Below are 19,566 nucleotides of genomic sequence, written 5' to 3'. Positions count from 1 at the left end.
AGAAAAGTATTTAAAAATAAAAGAGAAGAGAATCTCTCACTCTCTTCTCAGTATATCTTATTAAATTTAGTTTTTCTTAATCTACCTGATTTTCCTTTGCAACGACAAATTCTTTAACCAGTCGATAGATAACAGCAAATACGGGGGTAAAGAATATCATTCCAAGTAGTCCGAAAAGATTCCCTCCGATACTAGCAGCCGCAAGCGTGAAAAGGGCTGGTAAGCCAATAGACTGACCTACAACTCTAGGATAAATAAGGTTTCCTTCAATCAGCTGTATAACTTGATATAGAAGAAGAGAAAGTAAGGCTTGAGTAGGACTCACTGTGAAGATAAAAATCGCTCCCACAACACAAGCAATCATAGGCCCTACATAAGGAATGAACGATAGCACTCCTGCAAAGATACCTGTCATTACTCCATAGGGTATCCCAAACACGCTGTAACCAACCGCTATCATAACTCCTATGATAACTGCTTCAATCAGCTGACTCATCAAAAATTGGTCATAAGTCTCTAGTGCTACTTGTCCAATGTAAGTCAACTTTATCACCACCTTCTCTGGAAGAAAAACTTTTAGAAGTCGACTCGTCATCGCTGCCAAATGTTCCTTACTGGATAAAAATAAAAAGGTGAAGACTATAATCAAAAAGGCATTCATCAAACTTGAAAAAATATTGCCGATATTACTAGTCAGACCTGATAAAAAACCTATCAAAGCTTGGCTAATAGAACTAGATTGTCCCTGTATGCCTGATACGATAGTTGACAACATGTCTTTGGTTACAAATTCCGAGCTGCCTAGCAATTTCCCAAGTTGAGTAAGGACTGTTGAAAGGACTGTTCCCAGCTGACTAATAGTCTGGGCTAGGGTTGGCAGCACCAAAACCAAAAGAGCAATCACGATTAAGATAAGAGCTAGGAAAACAAGTACCATGGCAATCGGACGACGCAACTCTGCCTTTACCTTCAATTTAACTAAGTACTGTTCAATTTTTTTCATAGGAACATTAAGCACAAAAGCAATAACAGCACCATAAATCAAGGTTGATATTACATCAAAGAGAGAGATTGCTCCTGATATAAAGCTCGATGCATTCAGAATTACAAGAGCAACCAGCCCTATAAAAAGTATTAACGGGGTGTATTTTTTTACTAAGTTCATAAATTCTCCTTAATAAACATGTTTAGATACGACTATACTATTTGGTTTTTCAAACTCTCGATTAAGGTAGGCTTGGTAAGTTCCTGGAGCGATAAATCCTTTGGGTGAGAGGATATCGGTGCCAGCCTGACCGACTATGGTATCAGCCAAGAGCACACAGTTTGTAGATAAGACAAAGTAGGATTTAAACTTAGATTTGATAAATTTATAAAGTTCCCCATCTGTCTCATGTCTGATTTTATAAGCGTAGGTGTAGTCTTCCTTACCATCACCTGTCATGATTTTATCTGCACTTGGCTCCCATGGAATCGTCAGTTGTTTCAATTCAGCCAACTTTTTCTGAACTGCTTTTTCCATTTCAGGCGTCAAATCTATCCCATAACCAAAAAGCGTTTTTTGACTCTCACGTTTACATAGGTCAATGTACTTGTCACGATCACAGAAATATAAGACACCATCTCCTACCATGCCAAATAAGGTCTCAGAAGACGGATCATAGTTGCCATAAGAAATAACACGGCCTTGATAGCAGATATCCACATGACCAATTGCCGAAAACAGAGAGGTCTCAGCTGTATGAACAAAAATTTCAAGCTCCGCTGTCTTACCAGACTTCACCATTCCAAGATGGATATCCTCTCTCTCATCAGCATTTTCCTGCATGAATTTGTTGATTTTTGCTAAAGTTCTTGCAGGGATGAGAGCGGCTAGGACAATAGGTAAGCTAATTCTAATGCGACGTTTGAGATGGTTTTTCCCAATTTCCCCTTCAAATAAGAAACCGTCACGGATATTGGACAGACCATAAAGGAAAAAATAAGCCCCTAAAACAAAGAGTTGAAAGACAGAATTTCCCGTAGAGGACAAAAGACTAGCTCCACCAAGAAAAACTAGTAGAATACCATCTAGTAAGAGACGAAAACGAGGTCGAATATTATTTTTACGGTAGAGAACATAGGTGACAAGATTAATCGTGGCCCTAAAAATCTGATAAACTCCAATCACAAGAGCCAGAACATAAATCGGTATATCAGTCGCAAGATTAGAACCTAGCAAATATCCCAGCACTAACAATTTAACCAGTGCAACTCCCAAGGTATCCGTTGACTGGCTTTTTTTGAAAACTCTTAATAGCAAATCTACGACCGTTGCTATCCAAGCTAAAAACAGAACCAGGCGAATAACTGTTACTGGCAACCAAGTCCCCGTGACCATCAAGATGAGACCTAGCAGAACAAACAAGAACCCCTGAGCAAGTAATTTCTTACCTGTCAGACCTAAAGATAGAATTTTCTCCATATAAAAACCTTTCAACAATAAAAATTAAACACTCCGATTAAACTGACTAGTAAATAGCCAACACTACAAACAGCCTGTGCCAGCAACATATGGTGACTAGAAATGACTGTAGTAATGTCACCATCTTGTCTTATGCACTTCTAAAATTTGTTATATTGATTAGAAACCAGAGCTTATAAAAACTAGCTAAACTCGAGAGATAGACACAATTGCGACGAAAAAATGTATAACCAATTCAACTTGTTAAGGTAAGAAAGCATTATTTCCAATCTATTAATTATTCATCTATTACCTATTATGACACAATATTCCCTATAGTTCAACTTTTTACTTGTTTTTATATTACACGGACTAAAAAGTTTTCAACAGTTGATTGCATTTGTTTTAATAAGTTTTAACCTTTCTTGGTTAGATAAAAAAAGAACCATACAGTTTAGAATCTGTATGGTTTTTGCCCCACTTTTGTCCCATTTTTAAATCATGACATTGAAAATACCTAAAATCACTTATATTTCAATATTTTTAATTGCTCTCAATATGAAAGTCCTTTCCAAATCCCTGTATGTACTGCACCCCAAAAGTTAGACATAAAAATCTAACTTTTGGGGTGTTTTTTTATGAAATTAACTTATGAAGATAAAATAGAAATTTATCAACTAAGAAAACAAGGTGAAAGCTTAAAGAATCTTTCACAGAAATACGATATCGCCGTTTCTAATATTAAATACTTAGTTCGATTGATTGATCGATATGGGATAGAAATTGTTAAAAAAGAAAAAAATCGTTACTATTCACCAGAGCTAAAGCAGGAAATAATGGATAAAGTTCTTTTAGAAGGTCGTTCACAATCAAGTGTATCTATTGATTATGCACTTCCAAATTGGGGTTTACTTTCGAATTGGCTAGCACACTATAAGAAAAATGGGTATACTATTGTTGAGAAAACAAAAGGGAGACCAAGAATAATGGGACGTAAACCAAAGAAAACAATAGAAGAAATGACAGATTTAGAACGTCTTCAACTAGAGAATGAATACTTAAGAGCGGAGAATGCCATTCTAAAAAAGTTGAGAGAACTCCGATTGAAGGAGGAAAAAGAGAAAGAAGAAAGACTGAAATTGTTCAAGAATTAATCAATGAATTTCCATTGGATATTCTTCTTAAAGTAATTAAATTAGCTCGTTCAACGTACTATTACCATTTAAAACAAATGAACCAACCAGATAAGAATCAACAGATTAAAGATGAAATACAAGAAATTTTTACCGAACATAAGGGAAACTATGGTTACCGTCGAATTCATTTAGAATTGAGAAATCGTGGTTTTAAAGTGAATCATAAGAAGGTACAACACTTAATGAAAGTTCTTGGTTTAATGGCTCGTATTCGTCGTAAACTCAAGTATTATTCGCATAAAGGAGATGTTGGTAAGAGATCAGATAATCTGATTCAACGTGATTTTGAAGGGACTAAACCAATGGAAAAATGTTACACAGATGTAACTGAGTTTGCCATTCCGAGTAGCGAACAGAAACTATATTTATCACCAGTTTTAGATGGATTTAACAGTGAAATTATTGCGTACAATCTTTCACGCTCACCTAACTTACAACAAGTAAAGACAATGTTGAATGAGGCATTTACAGGTGAAAAGTACGAGAACACAATTCTCCATAGTGACCAAGGGTGGCAATACCAGCATGATTCTTATCATCAATTTTTAGAGAATAAAGGTATACTACCGTCTATGTCACGTAAAGGAAACAGTGCAGATAATGGTATGATGGAATCTTTCTTTGGTATTTTGAAATCAGAAATGTTTTATGGATTTGAAAAGGAATTTAAGTCTCTTGATGAATTAGAGAAAGCTATTATCAATTATATTGATTACTACAACAATAAACGTATAAAAATTAAACTGGATGGACTAAGTCCTGTAAAATACAGGATGTATCATTCAAACTCTGCTAGTATTGCTTAACTAGAAAATCTATTTGAACGTTTAAAGATATATCAAAAAAACGCGCCAAAATTTTTGGCGCGAACCCCCTAGGGGGTTATTCATACATTTTATCAATCAAAAAGAGACGACTAAAGTCGTCTCAAAAAAAGTCTAACTTTTTGGGGTCACTTCATGTAGGGGGCATTTTTTGTATTTTCTAGTGTTTCCTGGGATTGTAAAACGTTGTTAAATCAACGTTTTCTATTTTTTGTTTCGCCGATTTCACGGAACATTTACGGAACACGGAACATTTTTGGAACATGGAATAGATACGAAATAAATACTTTTAAAATCAATATTTTATAATGTGGGAAGTTTTGATTTTTAAATTATTTTTAAATTACTTGAGTAAATGGGTGTCTAAAGAAAAGTCTAAAGAGATTTTTGATAACAATATTAAGAAAAGAAAATAACACCCCTATGGTTAAGATGAAAAAATGCACCTTGCTTTTTGAAGTGAGGTGTTTTTTATTTTTGAACTTAGAGGTTGAGAAGTATCAGAATCCAATGCGACATCTCATAGGAGATGTGCCAGAAATATAGGAGACCCGACAGTCCTGCTTATTTTGGCATCTAGTTTTTACTAGATGCTTTTTTTATGCAAAAAAGCACTTAACAAGTGTTAAGTACTTGGATGAAATTTAGTATTAAAATACACGAGCTATGTGTTTGATTCGTACGTTATCCCCTTTATATTCTTCAATGCCTAAATGGTCTAATATAGCTATGTACAAATCATGAAAAGTCATTTTTGCAAAAGTCTCAAATTCATAATCGTCTTTTAGTATAGATAATTTCTCAGCTTTTTCTTCTGGAGTTAAATCACTTTTTAAAACTGTAGCTATTAATTTACATTTTTCAATCATTGATAGTTTTTTCATTGTTCCTTATCTCCTTCCTTTTTAAAATTAGAGTTATATTCTTAATTCATTAATCTTTATCTCTAATCATCCCAACTCTATTTTCTGGAAGATAACAAAAATGATGTTTAAGATATAATTTATCAGCCGGGATTTTAGCTACTAAAGTAATAAAACTACTCTCATGTGTATTTTCATCAAACCATTGATCAATGATTCCCATAATTTTATTAGCAATTCCACGTCTCTGAAACTTTTTATCCACCATAATATCAGACACGACAAAGGTAATTCCTCCATCACCTACGACTCTTCCTAGTCCAATAAGTTCATTATCCTCATATACAGAAACAGCGAAAAGTGTCCCCTCAAGTGCCTTTTTAACTTCAGAATTTGGTTTAGTACTATTCATCCCTGAGTTAACTCTCAATTTGTTATAAGCTTCAACACTTGGTACTTTATGAATAAATTCCATACTAGTAATTCCTCCAATACCTTCGTATAAAGTTATTATATCACTTAAATTCAATACTGTGTTTTATAAAGGCTATTCTATACAAACTTGCTTTAGTTATGTCGCTGTTTTGGATATAGACTTTAACTCAATCTAAAAAACAATCATGACCAGCAGTTAGATAGCTGAACATGATGGTAAATTATGTGCAGTTAATGAAAAAACTTTTTGATTGGTTTGAAAAAATCGAACCAATCAAAAAGCTGAATTAGTTTTACGCCATAATTATATCAAAGAAAAAAATGAAATGCAATTAGAAAACAACCGTCTACGAAGTCCACTTCTACCATTAGAGCAAGAGATAAAAAATACCCCTATACACCTATTTCAGCCACAACTTCTTCCACATCAAACAACTCTAGCGTACCATTTATTTTTTCTTTTTCATATTCAGCAATTATGTTTAACTCATGCTCTAATTCAATCTTTTCCAATAAAGCTCGTTTAAATAAAGTGGACAAATCTACTCCTGTAAATTCAGCGTAATTTTTGAAGAGTTGTTCCTCTTCTTCACTCAGATGTATCGATACTATCATTCTGTCTATCCCTCGCTTCCACTGAGTCTATAGTTTCCACCCATATTTTCTAATCTTACAAGTCGTCTTCACTTTCACGATACTCAACATGCAATTCGTCCTTATACTCTTCACAAATCGTTTGATAATCGTATTCAGATAAGCTTGCGATAAATAAGTCATAGTCTAAATTCAAGTGATCAGCTTCAAAGCTTTCTTTCCAAATTTCAAATTCTCTTTCAAATGGTAATGTGCTCTTCCATTCATCTTCTTCTGAGAAGCAATGTTCTGAAATAAAATGTGCTAATGCTTTGTAAGAGTCAAAATAGTAATAATCCTTCTCCATTGGTAGTGCTACTTCTAATGATTCATTTCCTTGTTTTACTTGATTACGATGTACATATAACTGACTCATATTAAATCCCTCTTTTTCTTATATTCTCTTACACTTCAAACTATATACGAAATACCTATTTCCAGCAATCAAAATCCTTTATTCTGCTTGTCGAGTCTATCTCAAACAAACAAAAACTCAACGAACCCCGCTCTACAGGAACTCGTTGAGTTTAAATTTTACAATGATTCATCTCCTATCGGTAATAAAATTTCAAATATGCTTCCTTTTCCTAGTTCACTTTCTACTGAGATTTCTCCTTGTAGACGATGCACAATTGATTGAACAATTGCAAGCCCTAATCCATTTCCTTCTTGAACATGAGAGTGTTCTGCTTGGTAAAATTGTTCAAAGATATGTCGTTGTGCTTCAGGAGAGAGTCCAATTCCCTTGTCTTCTATCTGAACCTTTATGTGCTCATTTTCTTCAAGAATCGTAATAATTAATTCTACCGTATCTCCAGAATATTTAATAGCATTATCAATTAAATTTGTCCAAACTTGCATCATCAAGTCTGCATCCGTTTGACAATAGACAGGCTTGCTTGAAAAAGTTAGGTGAATGTCTTTCTCTTTCCATTTTTCTGTCATCAAAATAACTGCATGTCGAATTTGTTCATCCAATTGTACTCTTGTTTTCTGTGGCAAAAAGTCTTTTTCCATTTTGGTAAGTGTTACAATATCATCACATAAACGGCTCAATCGCATACTTTCCGATTGTAAAATATGCGTTAAGTCCCTCCTTGTAGCTTCATCCAATTTTTCATCTGCTAATAAATCACTCACTCCGACTAATGCTGCAATGGGAGTTTTTAATTCATGGGAGAAATTGGCTATAAAATCAGCACGGTGTTGGCTACTCTTCTTTAAATCTTCAGCCATTTGATTGACATTTTGAGCTAATTGGTCAATTTCATTATGATATTTTGCAGTATCTTTTGGATATTTTCTACGATGGATTTTATGATTATAATTCCCCTTAGAAATTGCTTTAACTGATTCATTCAAATCAGAAATGGGACGTGTTAAATGAACGGATCCCCACCACATCACTAAACTTCCAATCACAATAATCGTGCCACTAAAAATCAATAACCAAATTGTTAAACTTGTTTCAATTTTTAAAAGATTTTTTAGGAAAAATATGACTGCTACTCCAATCAAACTTGTCGCTATCAATATCCTAAAAAATAAGCGGAGAAAATATTTCCGAAGTGAAAATTGAATTTCTTTTTGTTTATCCATGTTTCATTGTTCCTTTATAGCCTAATCCTCTAACGGTTACAATATCAAAGTCTTCATTTCCTTTCAATTTTTGACGAAGTCTTTTAATACAAGCATCGATTAAACGTTCATCATAATCTTCTTCCATTCCCCATATATCATCTAACAAATCTAATCGTGTAAAGATTTTTTCTGGATAACTTAATAATTTATATAACAAGAAAAATTCTTTTGGGGGAATTTGTACTTGTTCTCCTGTTGTTAACTCCGTCATTGTTAAGGTATTGTAATCTAATCGAGTGTGAGTAAAAGTCAGCACTTTTTCTGCTTCAAGTTGAGATCTTCTCAGTAATGCTTTCACTCTTAAAACGAGCTCTTCTAACCGTAGAGGCTTCACCATATAATCATCCACCCCTAATTTAAAAGCTGCTTCTAGCGATTCTAATTGAGATTTTGCTGTTATCATTAAAATAGGCAATGTATGCTTCGTTTCTCGCAATGTTTGAACGAATTCATAGCCATCCATTTCAGGCATCATAATATCTGAAATGACTAAGTCAATCTGCTGTTTTTCCATCAAATTTAAAGCTTCTTGTCCATTTTGTACGGTATAGACTGAGTAATTTTCTTGCTTTAATTTTGTTGAAATCATTGTTTTAATCGCAAAATCATCTTCACAAACTAATATACTAAACATAGTTCCTCCTTATTAGGAACATTATAGCATATTTCTTATAGGCGAACTAAACTTCCTTTTTTTAATTCATAGACAGTGTCCACATATTCTAATACAGAACGGTCATGAGTAACCATAATAGCACTCTTTTGTTTTTCTTTTACTTCTCTTTGAATTAATTGTGCAATTTCCTGTGCTTTTTCCGGATCCAAACTCGCCGTTGGTTCATCTGCTAAAATTAATTGCGGATTTCCGATAAATGCTCTTGCAATGGCAACTCTTTGTTTTTGCCCACCAGAAATTTGATTTGGGTATAAATAATAACATCCCTCTACTCCTAATTCTTTTAATAATGTTTGAACTTCTTCTTTACGTTTAGCAGCATCTTTTTGTCCTTTTAATTTAGAAACCTCTTCTAATTGGTCTCCGACTGTCATATAAGACAATAATTGATGATCTTGGAAAATAAATCCTAATAATTCTAAACGCTTCTTAGTCCATTCACTTTGCGTTACATTTGTTAAATTTTGATTTGCTATATGAATTTCTCCTGAATCAGAAGATAATAATAATCCAGCAATCGATAAAAACGTTGATTTTCCTGAACCTGAAGGCCCTACAATCGCAACAAATTCCCCTTTATTCACTGTCAAATTCAAATCATGAAGAATTTCTCTTTTTTGCATTCCATCCATAAATGATTTTGTAATATTTTTTAATTCAATAACTGACATTTTATTCACCCTTTCCACCAATGACTTCAATTGGGTCTACTTGTTTAATTTTTAAGATGGATAATATTCCACATAATATAGAAATCATAATAAAACTTAATGCAATTGTTACATTTCCTTGTAATGTCATATAAAAAGGCATTGAACTTGGGAGAACAAAAACTAAACCTAAAGCACACCCTAATCCAATACTTACTCCGATAATAGATAAAATACTAATTTGAGATAATTGAATCATGGTAATTTGTTTCATAGACATTCCAATTGCTTTTAACACCCCAAATTGTTGTAATTTTTGTAGTGTTAAAATATAGAAGAATACTCCTAAAACTGCTGAGGACGCTACTAATAATACCCATGTAATCATTGTTAGAGTTAGATTTGTAGCAGTATACCCTGGAATTTTTTTAATTAATTCTTTTGAATTGTAGACAACCAATTGACTTGATAAATCTTCTGAATTGATTGTTTGATTCGTTATAATTGTTTGTGGCTTCCAAGTGTAATTTGGATCAATTTTTTTACGCATCGCTTCATATGTTTCTGTTGTTACAAACGCAATCGAACTATGTCCATATTTAGCATTTTTTGCAAAAGCTACTACTGTTAAATTCTCTTTTGAAGTTTTATCTTGAATCGTATCTCCTACTGCAATTCCTTTTTCTTTATACGATTCATCTAATACCACTTCTTGATTTCCTAATTTTTCTAATGAATAATCCATCGTTTCTACTTTACTTGATACTAAATTTAATTGATCGATTGCAAAAAACGTTACATCTTGATTATTATCTTCATCTTCTTTAGAAAGAGATGAACGTTGAATGACTAACCCAAAAGAATCTTCTAATTTTAAGGCTTCAATTTCTGTTACATTTTGATTTGTTAAATTAGAAAAAGGGATAACCCCTTGCGAATCTTTCGAAAGAATATAATGTACTTCTCCAAAATTTTCAATTTGTGCGGTAATAATTCTTCCTAAACCATTTGATAATCCAGATAAAAAGATAACCATAAACATCATTATGACGATTAGTACCTCGATTAAAATAAATTTTTTAGGTTGATATTTAATTTCATTCCATGCAATTTTCATATAAAATTCTCCTTTGTTCTCAATGTATATGTCTACTATAAAAGAGAAATATGACCTGAATATGACATTGACTAAAAAAATAACCCGTTGATTGAACAACGGGTTATTCCTTTAAATTCCAAAACTAATTCTGAGTCCTTCATTTACTTTTTCCATAAAGGCATCATCAACTTCTGTTATTTTTTCAATTAATCGAACTTTATCAATTGTACGAACTTGTTCTAATAATACAGTAGATTCCCTGCTAAATTGAAATTGATCTTTTTGAATTTCAATATGTGTTGGTAAATTTGCTTTTTCGTGTTTTGCCGTAATAGCAGCGACAATGACCGTCGTACTAAAATGATTTCCAACATCATTTTGAACAATTAGAACGGGACGTTTTCCTCCCTGTTCACTTCCTACTACAGGAGATAAGTCCGCTAAATATACTTCTCCTCGTTTTACCATTTATCTTTCTCCTAATCATCATTTATAACTTCTTGGCACACGATCACTAATTAAACAAAGTGATTCATATGAAATTGTGTGGCTTCTATGAGACAATTCTTCTGCTGTAATGCGCTCATTACCATTTTTTCCTAATAGAGTTACCTTTGTACCAACAGGAATTTCATAAGGAAGACGAATCATACATTGATCCATACATACTCGTCCAACAATCGGACATCTTACTCCAGAAACAATGACTTCACCAGGAGCATACGCACGAAGATAGCCATCAGCATATCCTACTGGTAATGTGGCAATCCATTCATCATCACTACAAGTATAGGTAGCACCATAACTAATTGTGTCCCCTGCATGTAATTGTTTTACAAAAACAATCTCCGTTTCCCAAGTTAATGCTTTTTCTAATGGTAATGTATCAGGAAGTCTTAATCCTCCATTAGAAGGATTTAATCCATACAAGCCAATACCCCAGCGAATAACATTTGTTGTTAATCCTTCATGCCAAATAGCCGCAGCTGAATTTGAACAATGAACATAAGTAGGACGTTGTTCTAAAGCTTCAACACACTCGTTAAATGATTTCAACTGCTGTTCAAACTGACTCGTATCTGCTTCATCAGCAGTCGCAAAATGAGTAAAGATTCCTTCAAAAACAAATTGCGAATCATGTTCTCTTAAAAATTGTTCGATCTCTTGAACTTGCTCTGGTGTTCGAACGCCAATTCTTCCCATCCCTGTATCAATCGCTAGATGCACAATCAGTTGCTTTCCATCTGGAATTAGAGTCTGTGCTTTTTCTAACCAATCCAAAGAACTCACTGTAGTAGATATACGATAGTCACAGAGAATTGGTACATCTTCTAATCGGCTAATTCCTAATATCAGAATCGGTTCTTGGAATCCTTCTTGTCTTAATTGAATCGCTTCATCTAATAATGCGATACAAAACCCCGCAACTCCTTCTTCATGAGCCGCTTTAGCCACTTCCATCATTCCATGTCCATAAGCATTTGCCTTTACTACGGCAAAAATATCTGTATTGGGATAATGATCTTTAACAGCTTTAATATTTTGTTTAATTGCATTTAAATGAACGATTACACGTGTATTCCTATGAATTGCAGGAAACATATCTTCACTTTCCTTCTTCTATATTTGGGGAGTCTCTTCTAATATAACGACAGCATACGCATCATGGTTTGTATGCGTGATACTGACATGTTTTTGATAATGGTGCGGAGCAGTTAATACTGGTTGTCCAGTCTCAGCATTTAGAATTTCAATCTCTTGAAAAGACACAGCTTTCCCTATTCCAGTGCCTAACGCTTTAGAATACGCTTCTTTTGCTGCGAATCTTCCAGCTAAGTATTCAACTTTTCTTTTCATCCCTAAAGTTTCATACACAGAATATTCCATTGGAGTTAATACTCGTTGAATGAAAGATGAATCTTGTACTACAATTTTTTCAATTCGTGATAATTCAATAGCATCCATTCCGACACCAATAATCGCCATTTCAATTCTCCCTTTAAAAACATAATGTTACTTCTTATTGTATCAAATGAAATACTATTTGTCAGAAAAATTTAATAATCTTTAGTAAATTTTGTTTCAATTATAGGAACGAAAAAAGACGACCGGAGCCGTCTTAATCCATTTGGTTTTATAAAATTTTACTCTACCTTACTCTTTTACCCATTGATCATTATCCATAATAAATGGTTTTGCCAAGCCATCTCCTGTATAATGTTCATATTTTGTTGCTAAATATTTATAACTATCTTCTTTACTCGCAAATTTAATGGCTTGATATGGTTCTTCAAATGTTAATTTTTCTACAAATAAAAATCCATCTTCTGCTGGCACTAAAACTCCTACATGTCCTACAAATAAATATTCTCCATCTAAGTTATCATGTAAAACAACAGAAAGCATTCTTGCATGTTCATTAAATTCAAATTGCTTAAAGAATTTTTCCATTTTTTCTGCGTGAACTTTCATATCGGTCGTAGCTTCTGTTTTCACACGTGAAAATAAAATATCAAACTCTTGCTTATCCTTATCATTCATTAAATTACCTTTATCAATCGCCTCATTATCTAAAAATAATAATTCATCATTTTTCTCAATTGAAGGAATTTTAACGGTATTTTTCAATAAAGTATAAGTTGTAATTCTACAATTTGTTCCTACAAAGTCTCCCTTTTTCTTACCCCAAAGCGAACTAATCTTTTCAACATCATATTCTGTAGTTGTAAATGTTTTAAAATCTCCTGTTAATTCTGTTTCTCCAACTGTATGATTATAATCATTTACGGAGTTAAAGAATTCATCTACACTATTTTTATCTAAATAAGCATATAATAATGACTCTACTTCTTCTGCACTTACTTGATTATTTAAATTCGAATAAGATGCATTCCACGAAACAGGCTCTTTTTGAAGTTGAGTTGTTTCTATTTCTTCTTTTGTACTTCCATTATGTTTCGAATTTGGGCTACAAGCAGCCAAACTCAGTACAAAAGCTGTGCAAAAACTAAATTTTACTAATTTACTATATTGTTTCATTTGTTTCTCCCTTATCAAAAAAATTTTTAAAACTTACTTTTTTAAGTTATCACTATACAATTTCAAAAAAACTACCTTTTTTAATAAAGAAACATTATCTATCCAAGATAACGTTTTCATTATTATAACATGTATTTAACAAAAAGCTTTAGTGATTTTATCTTGATAGAATTTAAATACAAAAAAAGACGACCGAAGTCGTCTTATCACTGATTATTTTTGACGGATTGTAAATCCTTTGTCAGATTTCTTTTTATGATTTCTACGACGAGAATCTTTACTCTTATATCCACGAGTATATTCTTCGTCTAACCCACGACCACGGCGGTCTTCTTTACGTTTGAAGCTTCCTTTACCATTACGTCCACGATTATCTTTACGATCGCTACGGTTGTAGTTTCCACGGTTATTACTACGTTTACGGCTTGGTAACGGACGTTCTGGAGTGATTTTAACAGGAATTTCTGTTGGGTCTTTAATCATTCCACTCACTAATAATGCTGCTAATTCATCTGCTTCATATTCATCTAATAAATAAGAAATAGCTTCTTTGAAACGACGTGTGTCTACTGACTTCATCTTTTCATCAATTTGCTCAATGGCAGATTTCATTTGTCCTTCTATTGCTTCCATTTGAGTTGGTGGACGTAATGCAGTCATTCTCTTACGAGTTAAATCTTCAATGACTCTTAAATAATCCATTTCATTTGGTGTTACAAAAGTAACAGACATTCCTTCTTGTCCCGCACGTCCTGTACGTCCAATACGGTGAACATAACTTTCTGGATCTTGTGGAATATCGTAGTTATAAACATGCGTTACACCTGAAATATCTAATCCACGTGCTGCTACGTCTGTTGCTACTAAAATATCTAAATGATTATTCTTAAAATCACGTAAAACGCTCATACGTTTTTGTTGACTTAAATCTCCATGAATTCCTTCTGCACGAAAACCACGCATTTCAAGTCCACGTGCTAATTCATCCACACGACGTTTTGTACGGCCGAATACAATCGTTAATTCTGGTGTTTGAACATCTAATAAACGAGTCATAATATCAAATTTTTCGAAATCTTTACATTTTACAAAATATTGATCAATTAATGTCGCTGTCATTTCACTTGATTTAATACGAACATGTTCAGGTTCTTTCATAAACTGAACTCCAATTCGTTTAATATCATCTGGCATTGTGGCAGAGAATAATAAAGTTTGACGGTTTTCTGGAACTAATTTAATAATCGATTCGATATCTTCTAAAAATCCCATGTTTAACATTTCATCTGCTTCATCTAATACTAATGTTTCAATATTGTCTAAACGAAGTGTTTTTCTAGAAATATGGTCCAATAAACGTCCAGGTGTTCCTACTACGATATGTGGTTGATCTTTTAATTGGCGAATTTGACGACCAATATCTGCACCACCATAAACTGCTTGTACATGAATTTTTTTATCTTTTCCTAAGCGATATAATTCTTCTTGAGTTTGAATCGCTAACTCACGTGTTGGAGCAATGACTAATCCTTGTACTTTACGATTACGAAGATTAATTTTTTGAAGCATTGGCAATCCAAAAGAAGCTGTTTTCCCTGTACCTGTTTGCGCTTGACCAATGACGTCTTTGCCTGCTAAGGCTAATGGAATCGTTTGTGATTGGATAGGTGTAGCTTCCTCAAATCCCATTTTTTCAATTGATTCTAATAAGGCTGAATCTAAGCCTAATTCATTAAATTTCATATTTTCCTCCTTGTACTACTGAAGAGAAGCACACGAGGTATTTTACCTTCACAATAAAAGTCTGGAACATCTTGAGCTCCAGACTTCTGAACATTATGAGATTATACAATATTACTTGTTCAATCTTCATCATATATATCATTACATTTGTGTAAACTTCTCAACTCTTCAAGTACTATAGCATGTTCAAAGCTAGATTGCAAAGAAAAGGCCTTAAATTTCACAAATGAAATACTGAACAAATAGAAATTAACCTTCTTTTAAGGCCTCTACGACTGATAACAATCCAGTACCATTACTAGATTTCACTAATACTTGATCATTTTGTCGCAATTCCTCTTCCAACAGTCGGATTAATGCCTGTTTATCATTTTCAACATAATGTAAGTGAGATGCTTCAAAACGAGTTTTTAATGCTTCAAATAAAGCACTCATTTCTTCCCCATATAAATACACTTCTTGAATGTCCTCTGGGAACATCACTTCAGAAATACTAGCATGTAATGCTTTTGATTGTTCTCCTAATTCACGAATATCTCCTAACACGACAATTTTACGTCCTTTAGTTGCTACAGATGTAAAGGATTGGATCACAGATTTCATCGCAATTGGACTTGCATTATAGGCATCATTTAAAATTTTAGAACCATGAATGCCATCTACCCATTGCGTACGATTTTTTGTTAATTCAAACTGTTGAATTGCTTCAATTGCTTGTTCTAATGGCACACCACATTCTAATCCTACTTGAAGGGCAGCTAGCGCATTATTGACATTGTAAGCTCCTAATACAGGAAGTTGAACAGACTGTTTAGAAGGTTTCACTAAATCAAAAATAGTATGGTCTTCAAATAATTGAATATTTTCAGCCTGAATCACACTGCTACTACCTTCTCCGAACGGTAACACCTTAAAGTGTTCTTCTGCCTGCATTTCTTCTAGTTGTTGTTCTAATAAAGGTTCATTTGCTGGGAAAATGATACTTCCTTTTTCACGCAATCCTTTTAAGATTTCTAATTTAGCCTTTGCAATTCCTGCACGACTTCCTAAATTTTCCATATGGGATTCACCAATTAGAGTAATCGCTGCTACAGAAGGTTTTGCTAGTTTGCTTAAAAATTCAATTTCACCAAAATCACTCATGCCCATTTCTAATACTAATTGTTCGGTATCTTCTGGCATATCTAAAATCGTTTGAGGTAATCCAATATCATTATTAAAATTTCCTTGCGTTTTATAGACACGATAACGACTAGCAAGTACTGCAGCTGTCATATCTTTTGTCGTTGTTTTCCCAGAACTTCCTGTAATTCCAATAACATTTGGTTGAATTTTTTCCAAATACCATTTTGCTAATTCTTGGAAAGCTTCTAGTGGATCATCCACCCATATCGCACAAATTCCTTCTGGTGGAGTTTGGTCTTGTCTTCCCCAAAATACAGCTTTTGCGCCCTGATCTATTGCTTGTTGAATATAATCATGTCCATCTGTTTGTCCTTTTAAAGGAATAAATAGACTATTTTGAGATAATTTTCTTGTATCAAATGAAACTGACTCAATCATATCAAAACGATAATCTGTTTGATAATCAATTGCTTTAACAGCTTTTACAATTTGTGCAACTGTTCCGATTGCCATATTTTTACTTCCTCTCTCACAAAAAGCGCCTCTGTGAGGCGCCTTTCTTATCCATTTTGTCGATCTTTATAACGTTTTAAAGCTAATTGAATTAATTCTTCAACTAAATCTTTATAAGAAATTCCTGTTTTTTCCCATAGAAGTGGATACATACTAAATTGAGTAAATCCTGGTAAAGTATTTACTTCATTAATGTAAATATCATTTGTTTCCGTTAAGAAGAAATCACATCTTGTTAACCCACTACCATCAATGGCACGGAATGCTTTTGCAGAATATTCTCTTACTTTGGCAGAAACTTCATCTGAAATTTGCGCTGGAATTTCTAAGGTGACAGTATTATTAATATATTTTTCATTGTAGTCATAAAATCCACTTGTTTTTACAATTTCACCTACAACAGAAGTATTCGCTTCATCATTTCCTAGAACCGCACATTCAATTTCTCTTGCTTCAATTCCTTGTTCTACTACAATTCTACGATCATATTTCAAAGCCTCAACAATTGCAGTGGTTAGTTCTTCACGATTTTCTGCTTTTGAAATTCCTACACTTGATCCCATATTAGCTGGTTTAACAAATACTGGGTAAATTAATGTACCTTCAATTTTATTAAAAATACTTTCAGGATTTTGTTTCCATTGAGTTTTATTAAATGGTACATATGGTAATTGTGGTAATCCTGCTTGTTGGAATAATTGTTTGCTTGTAATTTTATCCATTCCACAAGCGCTTGCCAATACGCCACATCCAACGTAAGGAACATCCATCATTTCAAACAATCCTTGAATGGTTCCATCTTCCCCATTAGGTCCATGTAATACTGGGAAAACCACACATTCCTCTTCTTTTAAATCATAAGGAGTTACAAGTACACCTGTCGAAACTTCTCCTTCACTTGTTGCAAAGTGAGCTTCTTGACTTACTTCTAATCTTAATGCTTCAGAAAAAGCTACAGGACCTGTTAATGGTTCACCTTTCAGCCATTCTCCTTTTCGATTAATATAGACTGGTTGAACTTCATAATAATCAAAATAGATTTCTTTAATAATTGAAAAAGCCGTTAAAATTGAAATATCATGTTCAGCACTTTTGCCTCCATAAACGACTATAATTTTCATAAACAATCCTCCAACTAGAACTATCTTATCTAGATACTTCTTTCATAGTTCATACACTAGTATATCAAATGCACTATAAACTGACAAGGTACTCACATTTTGCAAAAACACCTTCAGAAAATATAAAAAGAGCCAAGCGAACTTGACTCTTCAACAGATTTACGATTATTCCTTGGCTGGTCGGTGTATCCAGCATCTCAGGTACCTCAATAAGGTGCGGCAGGAACCCTTTCTGCCCTCAAAGAATAATACTTGTTATCTGTATTTTACGGCTTATTATTTTTATTGTCAACTTTTTTCAGTCTCCCACTAAATAATCGGGATTGCAATTTATAATCTGTTATTGTATACATACTAGGTATATAATAAAAATCCTTAGAACCATGAATTTTTAATGCTACTAAAACATTATCTTCAAAAATCTTTACATACTCTATACTCTCAGATTTTTCATTTGGATTCATTCCTACATAATCTGGATTATTTATAATTTCTTCTATCTTATCAAAATATTTTAAAACATCTATATGGTTTCTTTTAATTAAATGTTTTTCAAGATTAGTTTTTGAATACTTAATATTCTGGACTTCACTAACTATACCTAATAATTCTTTAATATACCTCTCAACTTTCATTATCCAATCCTCCCACATAAAGTGTAGCAAAACTTGTTAACTATTGTGGGAAGTATTATAGAAATTATCACAATAGTAAAAATAAATGAAATCTATCTTATGTAAGTAGTAAATTTTAATTTGACTTTTTTGATAAAACTTTAACCTTTTAAATCTAAGAATTTCAAATTAAATATCCCTCTTTAGAAATACCCCTCTTCCTTTAAAGAGCAATAGGTATGATCCCCCACAATAAAATGATCTAACAATTCAATTCCCATCATTTCTCCACATTCTGATAATCGTCTTGTAAAATCAATATCAGCTTGAGACGGAGTAACATTTCCACTTGGATGATTATGTCCGATAATGATTCTTGCTGCAGAAAAACGAACCGCTTCTCTAAAAATTTCTCTTGGATGAACGACTGCTTGATTCAGTCCTCCTCGAAAAATAATTTTTTTCTTAATAACTTCATTTTTTGAATTTAAAAATAATGCAATTAAATGTTCTTGGTATAAATCTTTCAATTCTTCCATAATACATTCTCCTGCTTTTTGCGAGCTTGTAATATGTCCTAATTTTGTTTGCTTCGCTGTTCCTAATCGAATTCCCAATTCCATTGCAGCTTTTAATTCAATAGCTTTTGTTCGTCCAATTCCATGAATCGCCATTAATTCTTCTACTGTTGCCATTTTTAATGTAAATAAATCTTCAAACGTATTCAACACAACTTTCGATAATTGCAATACATTTAATTCTCTGGATCCTGTCCGAAGCAAAATTGCTAATAATTCATAAGTTTCTAAACTTTTAGCTCCTAATTTTTCTAATCTCTCCCTTGGCATAGATTCTAATGGCAATTCTAATAATTGTTGATCCATTTCCATTTTATTTCCCCCTTTTGCTATAGTTCTTTCAACTTATATATACGCAAAAAAGGCTTAAAAA

Annotated in this window: 20 protein-coding genes; 1 reads left to right on the top strand and 19 read right to left on the bottom strand. The window is 33.1% G+C overall.

Features of this window, described 5'->3' with window-relative positions:
- Positions 1-76: 76 nt before the first annotated feature.
- Positions 77-1,165: an AI-2E family transporter gene (locus tag HMPREF0446_RS01650; RefSeq protein ID WP_001055019.1), complete on the bottom strand. Its 1,089-nt coding sequence runs from the start codon at positions 1,163-1,165 to the stop codon at positions 77-79.
- Between the two features lie 9 nt (positions 1,166-1,174).
- Complete coding sequence (locus HMPREF0446_RS01645) at positions 1,175-2,464, bottom strand: hypothetical protein (protein ID WP_006703567.1); 1,290 nt, start codon at positions 2,462-2,464, stop codon at positions 1,175-1,177.
- Positions 2,465-3,081: 617 nt separating this feature from the next.
- On the opposite strand from HMPREF0446_RS01645, the gene HMPREF0446_RS08255 reads away from it, so the two are divergent.
- A protein-coding gene (locus tag HMPREF0446_RS08255) for an IS3 family transposase (RefSeq protein WP_156902303.1) occupies positions 3,082-4,445 on the top strand; the annotation gives its coding sequence in 2 pieces (ribosomal slippage) (positions 3,082-3,523 and positions 3,523-4,445; 1,365 coding nt in all).
- Positions 4,446-5,113: 668 nt separating this feature from the next.
- On the opposite strand, the gene HMPREF0446_RS01630 is transcribed toward HMPREF0446_RS08255, so the two are convergent.
- The 17 genes from HMPREF0446_RS01630 to radC form a co-directional block, all read right to left on the bottom strand.
- Positions 5,114-5,347 (bottom strand): hypothetical protein, encoded by a 234-nt coding sequence (locus HMPREF0446_RS01630; protein ID WP_006703565.1) that lies wholly within the window; start codon positions 5,345-5,347, stop codon positions 5,114-5,116.
- 49 nt (positions 5,348-5,396) lie between these two features.
- A complete protein-coding gene (locus HMPREF0446_RS01625) occupies positions 5,397-5,801 on the bottom strand; it encodes a GNAT family N-acetyltransferase (RefSeq protein WP_006703564.1) in 405 nt (134 codons plus the stop codon).
- Between the two features lie 353 nt (positions 5,802-6,154).
- A complete protein-coding gene (relB, locus tag HMPREF0446_RS01620; RefSeq protein WP_006703563.1) occupies positions 6,155-6,376 on the bottom strand; it encodes a type II toxin-antitoxin system RelB family antitoxin in 222 nt (73 codons plus the stop codon).
- Positions 6,377-6,431: 55 nt separating this feature from the next.
- Positions 6,432-6,770, bottom strand: a complete 339-nt coding sequence (locus HMPREF0446_RS01615) for a hypothetical protein (RefSeq protein WP_006703562.1) — start codon at positions 6,768-6,770, stop codon at positions 6,432-6,434.
- 158 nt (positions 6,771-6,928) lie between these two features.
- Positions 6,929-7,993: a HAMP domain-containing sensor histidine kinase gene (locus HMPREF0446_RS01610; protein WP_006703561.1), complete on the bottom strand. Its 1,065-nt coding sequence runs from the start codon at positions 7,991-7,993 to the stop codon at positions 6,929-6,931.
- On the bottom strand, positions 7,986-8,669 hold the full coding sequence (locus tag HMPREF0446_RS01605) for a response regulator transcription factor (RefSeq protein ID WP_006703560.1): 684 nt from the start codon (positions 8,667-8,669) through the stop codon (positions 7,986-7,988). The genes HMPREF0446_RS01610 and HMPREF0446_RS01605 overlap by 8 nt, the downstream gene beginning before the upstream one ends.
- 35 nt (positions 8,670-8,704) lie before the next feature.
- Positions 8,705-9,382, bottom strand: coding sequence for an ABC transporter ATP-binding protein (locus HMPREF0446_RS01600; protein WP_020991269.1), 678 nt, complete (start codon positions 9,380-9,382; stop codon positions 8,705-8,707).
- Between the two features lies 1 nt (position 9,383).
- Positions 9,384-10,478 carry an ABC transporter permease gene (locus HMPREF0446_RS01595; protein WP_006703558.1) on the bottom strand — a complete coding sequence of 365 codons (1,095 nt, stop codon included), beginning with the start codon at positions 10,476-10,478 and terminating at the stop codon, positions 9,384-9,386.
- Positions 10,479-10,589: 111 nt separating this feature from the next.
- A complete protein-coding gene (locus HMPREF0446_RS01590; protein WP_006703557.1) occupies positions 10,590-10,928 on the bottom strand; it encodes a type II toxin-antitoxin system PemK/MazF family toxin in 339 nt (112 codons plus the stop codon).
- A gap of 18 nt (positions 10,929-10,946) precedes the next feature.
- Positions 10,947-12,062: an alanine racemase gene (gene alr / locus HMPREF0446_RS01585; RefSeq protein WP_006703556.1), complete on the bottom strand. Its 1,116-nt coding sequence runs from the start codon at positions 12,060-12,062 to the stop codon at positions 10,947-10,949.
- An 18-nt stretch (positions 12,063-12,080) separates the two neighbouring features.
- Positions 12,081-12,446 carry a holo-ACP synthase gene (gene acpS, locus HMPREF0446_RS01580; RefSeq protein WP_006703555.1) on the bottom strand — a complete coding sequence of 122 codons (366 nt, stop codon included), beginning with the start codon at positions 12,444-12,446 and terminating at the stop codon, positions 12,081-12,083.
- A gap of 168 nt (positions 12,447-12,614) precedes the next feature.
- Positions 12,615-13,499: a DUF4300 family protein gene (locus tag HMPREF0446_RS01575; protein WP_006703554.1), complete on the bottom strand. Its 885-nt coding sequence runs from the start codon at positions 13,497-13,499 to the stop codon at positions 12,615-12,617.
- Between the two features lie 213 nt (positions 13,500-13,712).
- Positions 13,713-15,242, bottom strand: coding sequence for a DEAD/DEAH box helicase (locus HMPREF0446_RS01570; protein ID WP_006703553.1), 1,530 nt, complete (start codon positions 15,240-15,242; stop codon positions 13,713-13,715).
- Between the two features lie 249 nt (positions 15,243-15,491).
- Positions 15,492-16,880, bottom strand: coding sequence for a UDP-N-acetylmuramoyl-tripeptide--D-alanyl-D-alanine ligase (locus HMPREF0446_RS01565; RefSeq protein ID WP_006703552.1), 1,389 nt, complete (start codon positions 16,878-16,880; stop codon positions 15,492-15,494).
- Between the two features lie 47 nt (positions 16,881-16,927).
- The gene (locus tag HMPREF0446_RS01560; protein WP_020991268.1) at positions 16,928-18,001 is read right to left on the bottom strand and encodes a D-alanine--D-alanine ligase; all 1,074 of its coding nucleotides are present in this window, start codon (positions 17,999-18,001) and stop codon (positions 16,928-16,930) included.
- 266 nt (positions 18,002-18,267) lie between these two features.
- Positions 18,268-18,636 (bottom strand): PBECR3 domain-containing polyvalent protein, encoded by a 369-nt coding sequence (locus tag HMPREF0446_RS01555; RefSeq protein WP_006703550.1) that lies wholly within the window; start codon positions 18,634-18,636, stop codon positions 18,268-18,270.
- Positions 18,637-18,818: 182 nt separating this feature from the next.
- Positions 18,819-19,505, bottom strand: coding sequence for a RadC family protein (radC, locus tag HMPREF0446_RS01550; RefSeq protein WP_006703549.1), 687 nt, complete (start codon positions 19,503-19,505; stop codon positions 18,819-18,821).
- Between the last annotated feature and the right edge of the window lie 61 nt (positions 19,506-19,566).

The organism is Granulicatella elegans ATCC 700633, assembly GCF_000162475.2.
GTDB lineage: Bacteria > Bacillota > Bacilli > Lactobacillales > Aerococcaceae > Granulicatella > Granulicatella elegans.
The sequence above is the reverse complement of the archived record's forward strand: the minus strand, read 5'-3'. Positions and strand labels throughout refer to the sequence as shown.

What these genes read in the sequence shown, in the direction of transcription:
- HMPREF0446_RS01575 (WP_006703554.1), bottom strand. Translation starts at nt 13,499, where the DNA reads ATGAAACAATATAGTAAATTAGTAAAATTTAGTTTTTGCACAGCTTTT.
- HMPREF0446_RS01615 (WP_006703562.1), bottom strand. Translation starts at nt 6,770, where the DNA reads ATGAGTCAGTTATATGTACATCGTAATCAAGTAAAACAAGGAAATGAA.
- HMPREF0446_RS01595 (WP_006703558.1), bottom strand. Translation starts at nt 10,478, where the DNA reads ATGAAAATTGCATGGAATGAAATTAAATATCAACCTAAAAAATTTATT.
- HMPREF0446_RS01645 (WP_006703567.1), bottom strand. Translation starts at nt 2,464, where the DNA reads ATGGAGAAAATTCTATCTTTAGGTCTGACAGGTAAGAAATTACTTGCT.
- HMPREF0446_RS01590 (WP_006703557.1), bottom strand. Translation starts at nt 10,928, where the DNA reads ATGGTAAAACGAGGAGAAGTATATTTAGCGGACTTATCTCCTGTAGTA.
- relB (WP_006703563.1), bottom strand. Translation starts at nt 6,376, where the DNA reads ATGATAGTATCGATACATCTGAGTGAAGAAGAGGAACAACTCTTCAAA.
- HMPREF0446_RS01605 (WP_006703560.1), bottom strand. Translation starts at nt 8,669, where the DNA reads ATGTTTAGTATATTAGTTTGTGAAGATGATTTTGCGATTAAAACAATG.
- acpS (WP_006703555.1), bottom strand. Translation starts at nt 12,446, where the DNA reads ATGGCGATTATTGGTGTCGGAATGGATGCTATTGAATTATCACGAATT.
- HMPREF0446_RS01600 (WP_020991269.1), bottom strand. Translation starts at nt 9,382, where the DNA reads ATGTCAGTTATTGAATTAAAAAATATTACAAAATCATTTATGGATGGA.
- HMPREF0446_RS01560 (WP_020991268.1), bottom strand. Translation starts at nt 18,001, where the DNA reads ATGAAAATTATAGTCGTTTATGGAGGCAAAAGTGCTGAACATGATATT.
- alr (WP_006703556.1), bottom strand. Translation starts at nt 12,062, where the DNA reads ATGTTTCCTGCAATTCATAGGAATACACGTGTAATCGTTCATTTAAAT.
- HMPREF0446_RS01650 (WP_001055019.1), bottom strand. Translation starts at nt 1,165, where the DNA reads ATGAACTTAGTAAAAAAATACACCCCGTTAATACTTTTTATAGGGCTG.
- HMPREF0446_RS01625 (WP_006703564.1), bottom strand. Translation starts at nt 5,801, where the DNA reads ATGGAATTTATTCATAAAGTACCAAGTGTTGAAGCTTATAACAAATTG.
- radC (WP_006703549.1), bottom strand. Translation starts at nt 19,505, where the DNA reads ATGGAAATGGATCAACAATTATTAGAATTGCCATTAGAATCTATGCCA.
- HMPREF0446_RS01555 (WP_006703550.1), bottom strand. Translation starts at nt 18,636, where the DNA reads ATGAAAGTTGAGAGGTATATTAAAGAATTATTAGGTATAGTTAGTGAA.
- HMPREF0446_RS01630 (WP_006703565.1), bottom strand. Translation starts at nt 5,347, where the DNA reads ATGAAAAAACTATCAATGATTGAAAAATGTAAATTAATAGCTACAGTT.
- HMPREF0446_RS01570 (WP_006703553.1), bottom strand. Translation starts at nt 15,242, where the DNA reads ATGAAATTTAATGAATTAGGCTTAGATTCAGCCTTATTAGAATCAATT.
- HMPREF0446_RS01610 (WP_006703561.1), bottom strand. Translation starts at nt 7,993, where the DNA reads ATGGATAAACAAAAAGAAATTCAATTTTCACTTCGGAAATATTTTCTC.
- HMPREF0446_RS01565 (WP_006703552.1), bottom strand. Translation starts at nt 16,880, where the DNA reads ATGGCAATCGGAACAGTTGCACAAATTGTAAAAGCTGTTAAAGCAATT.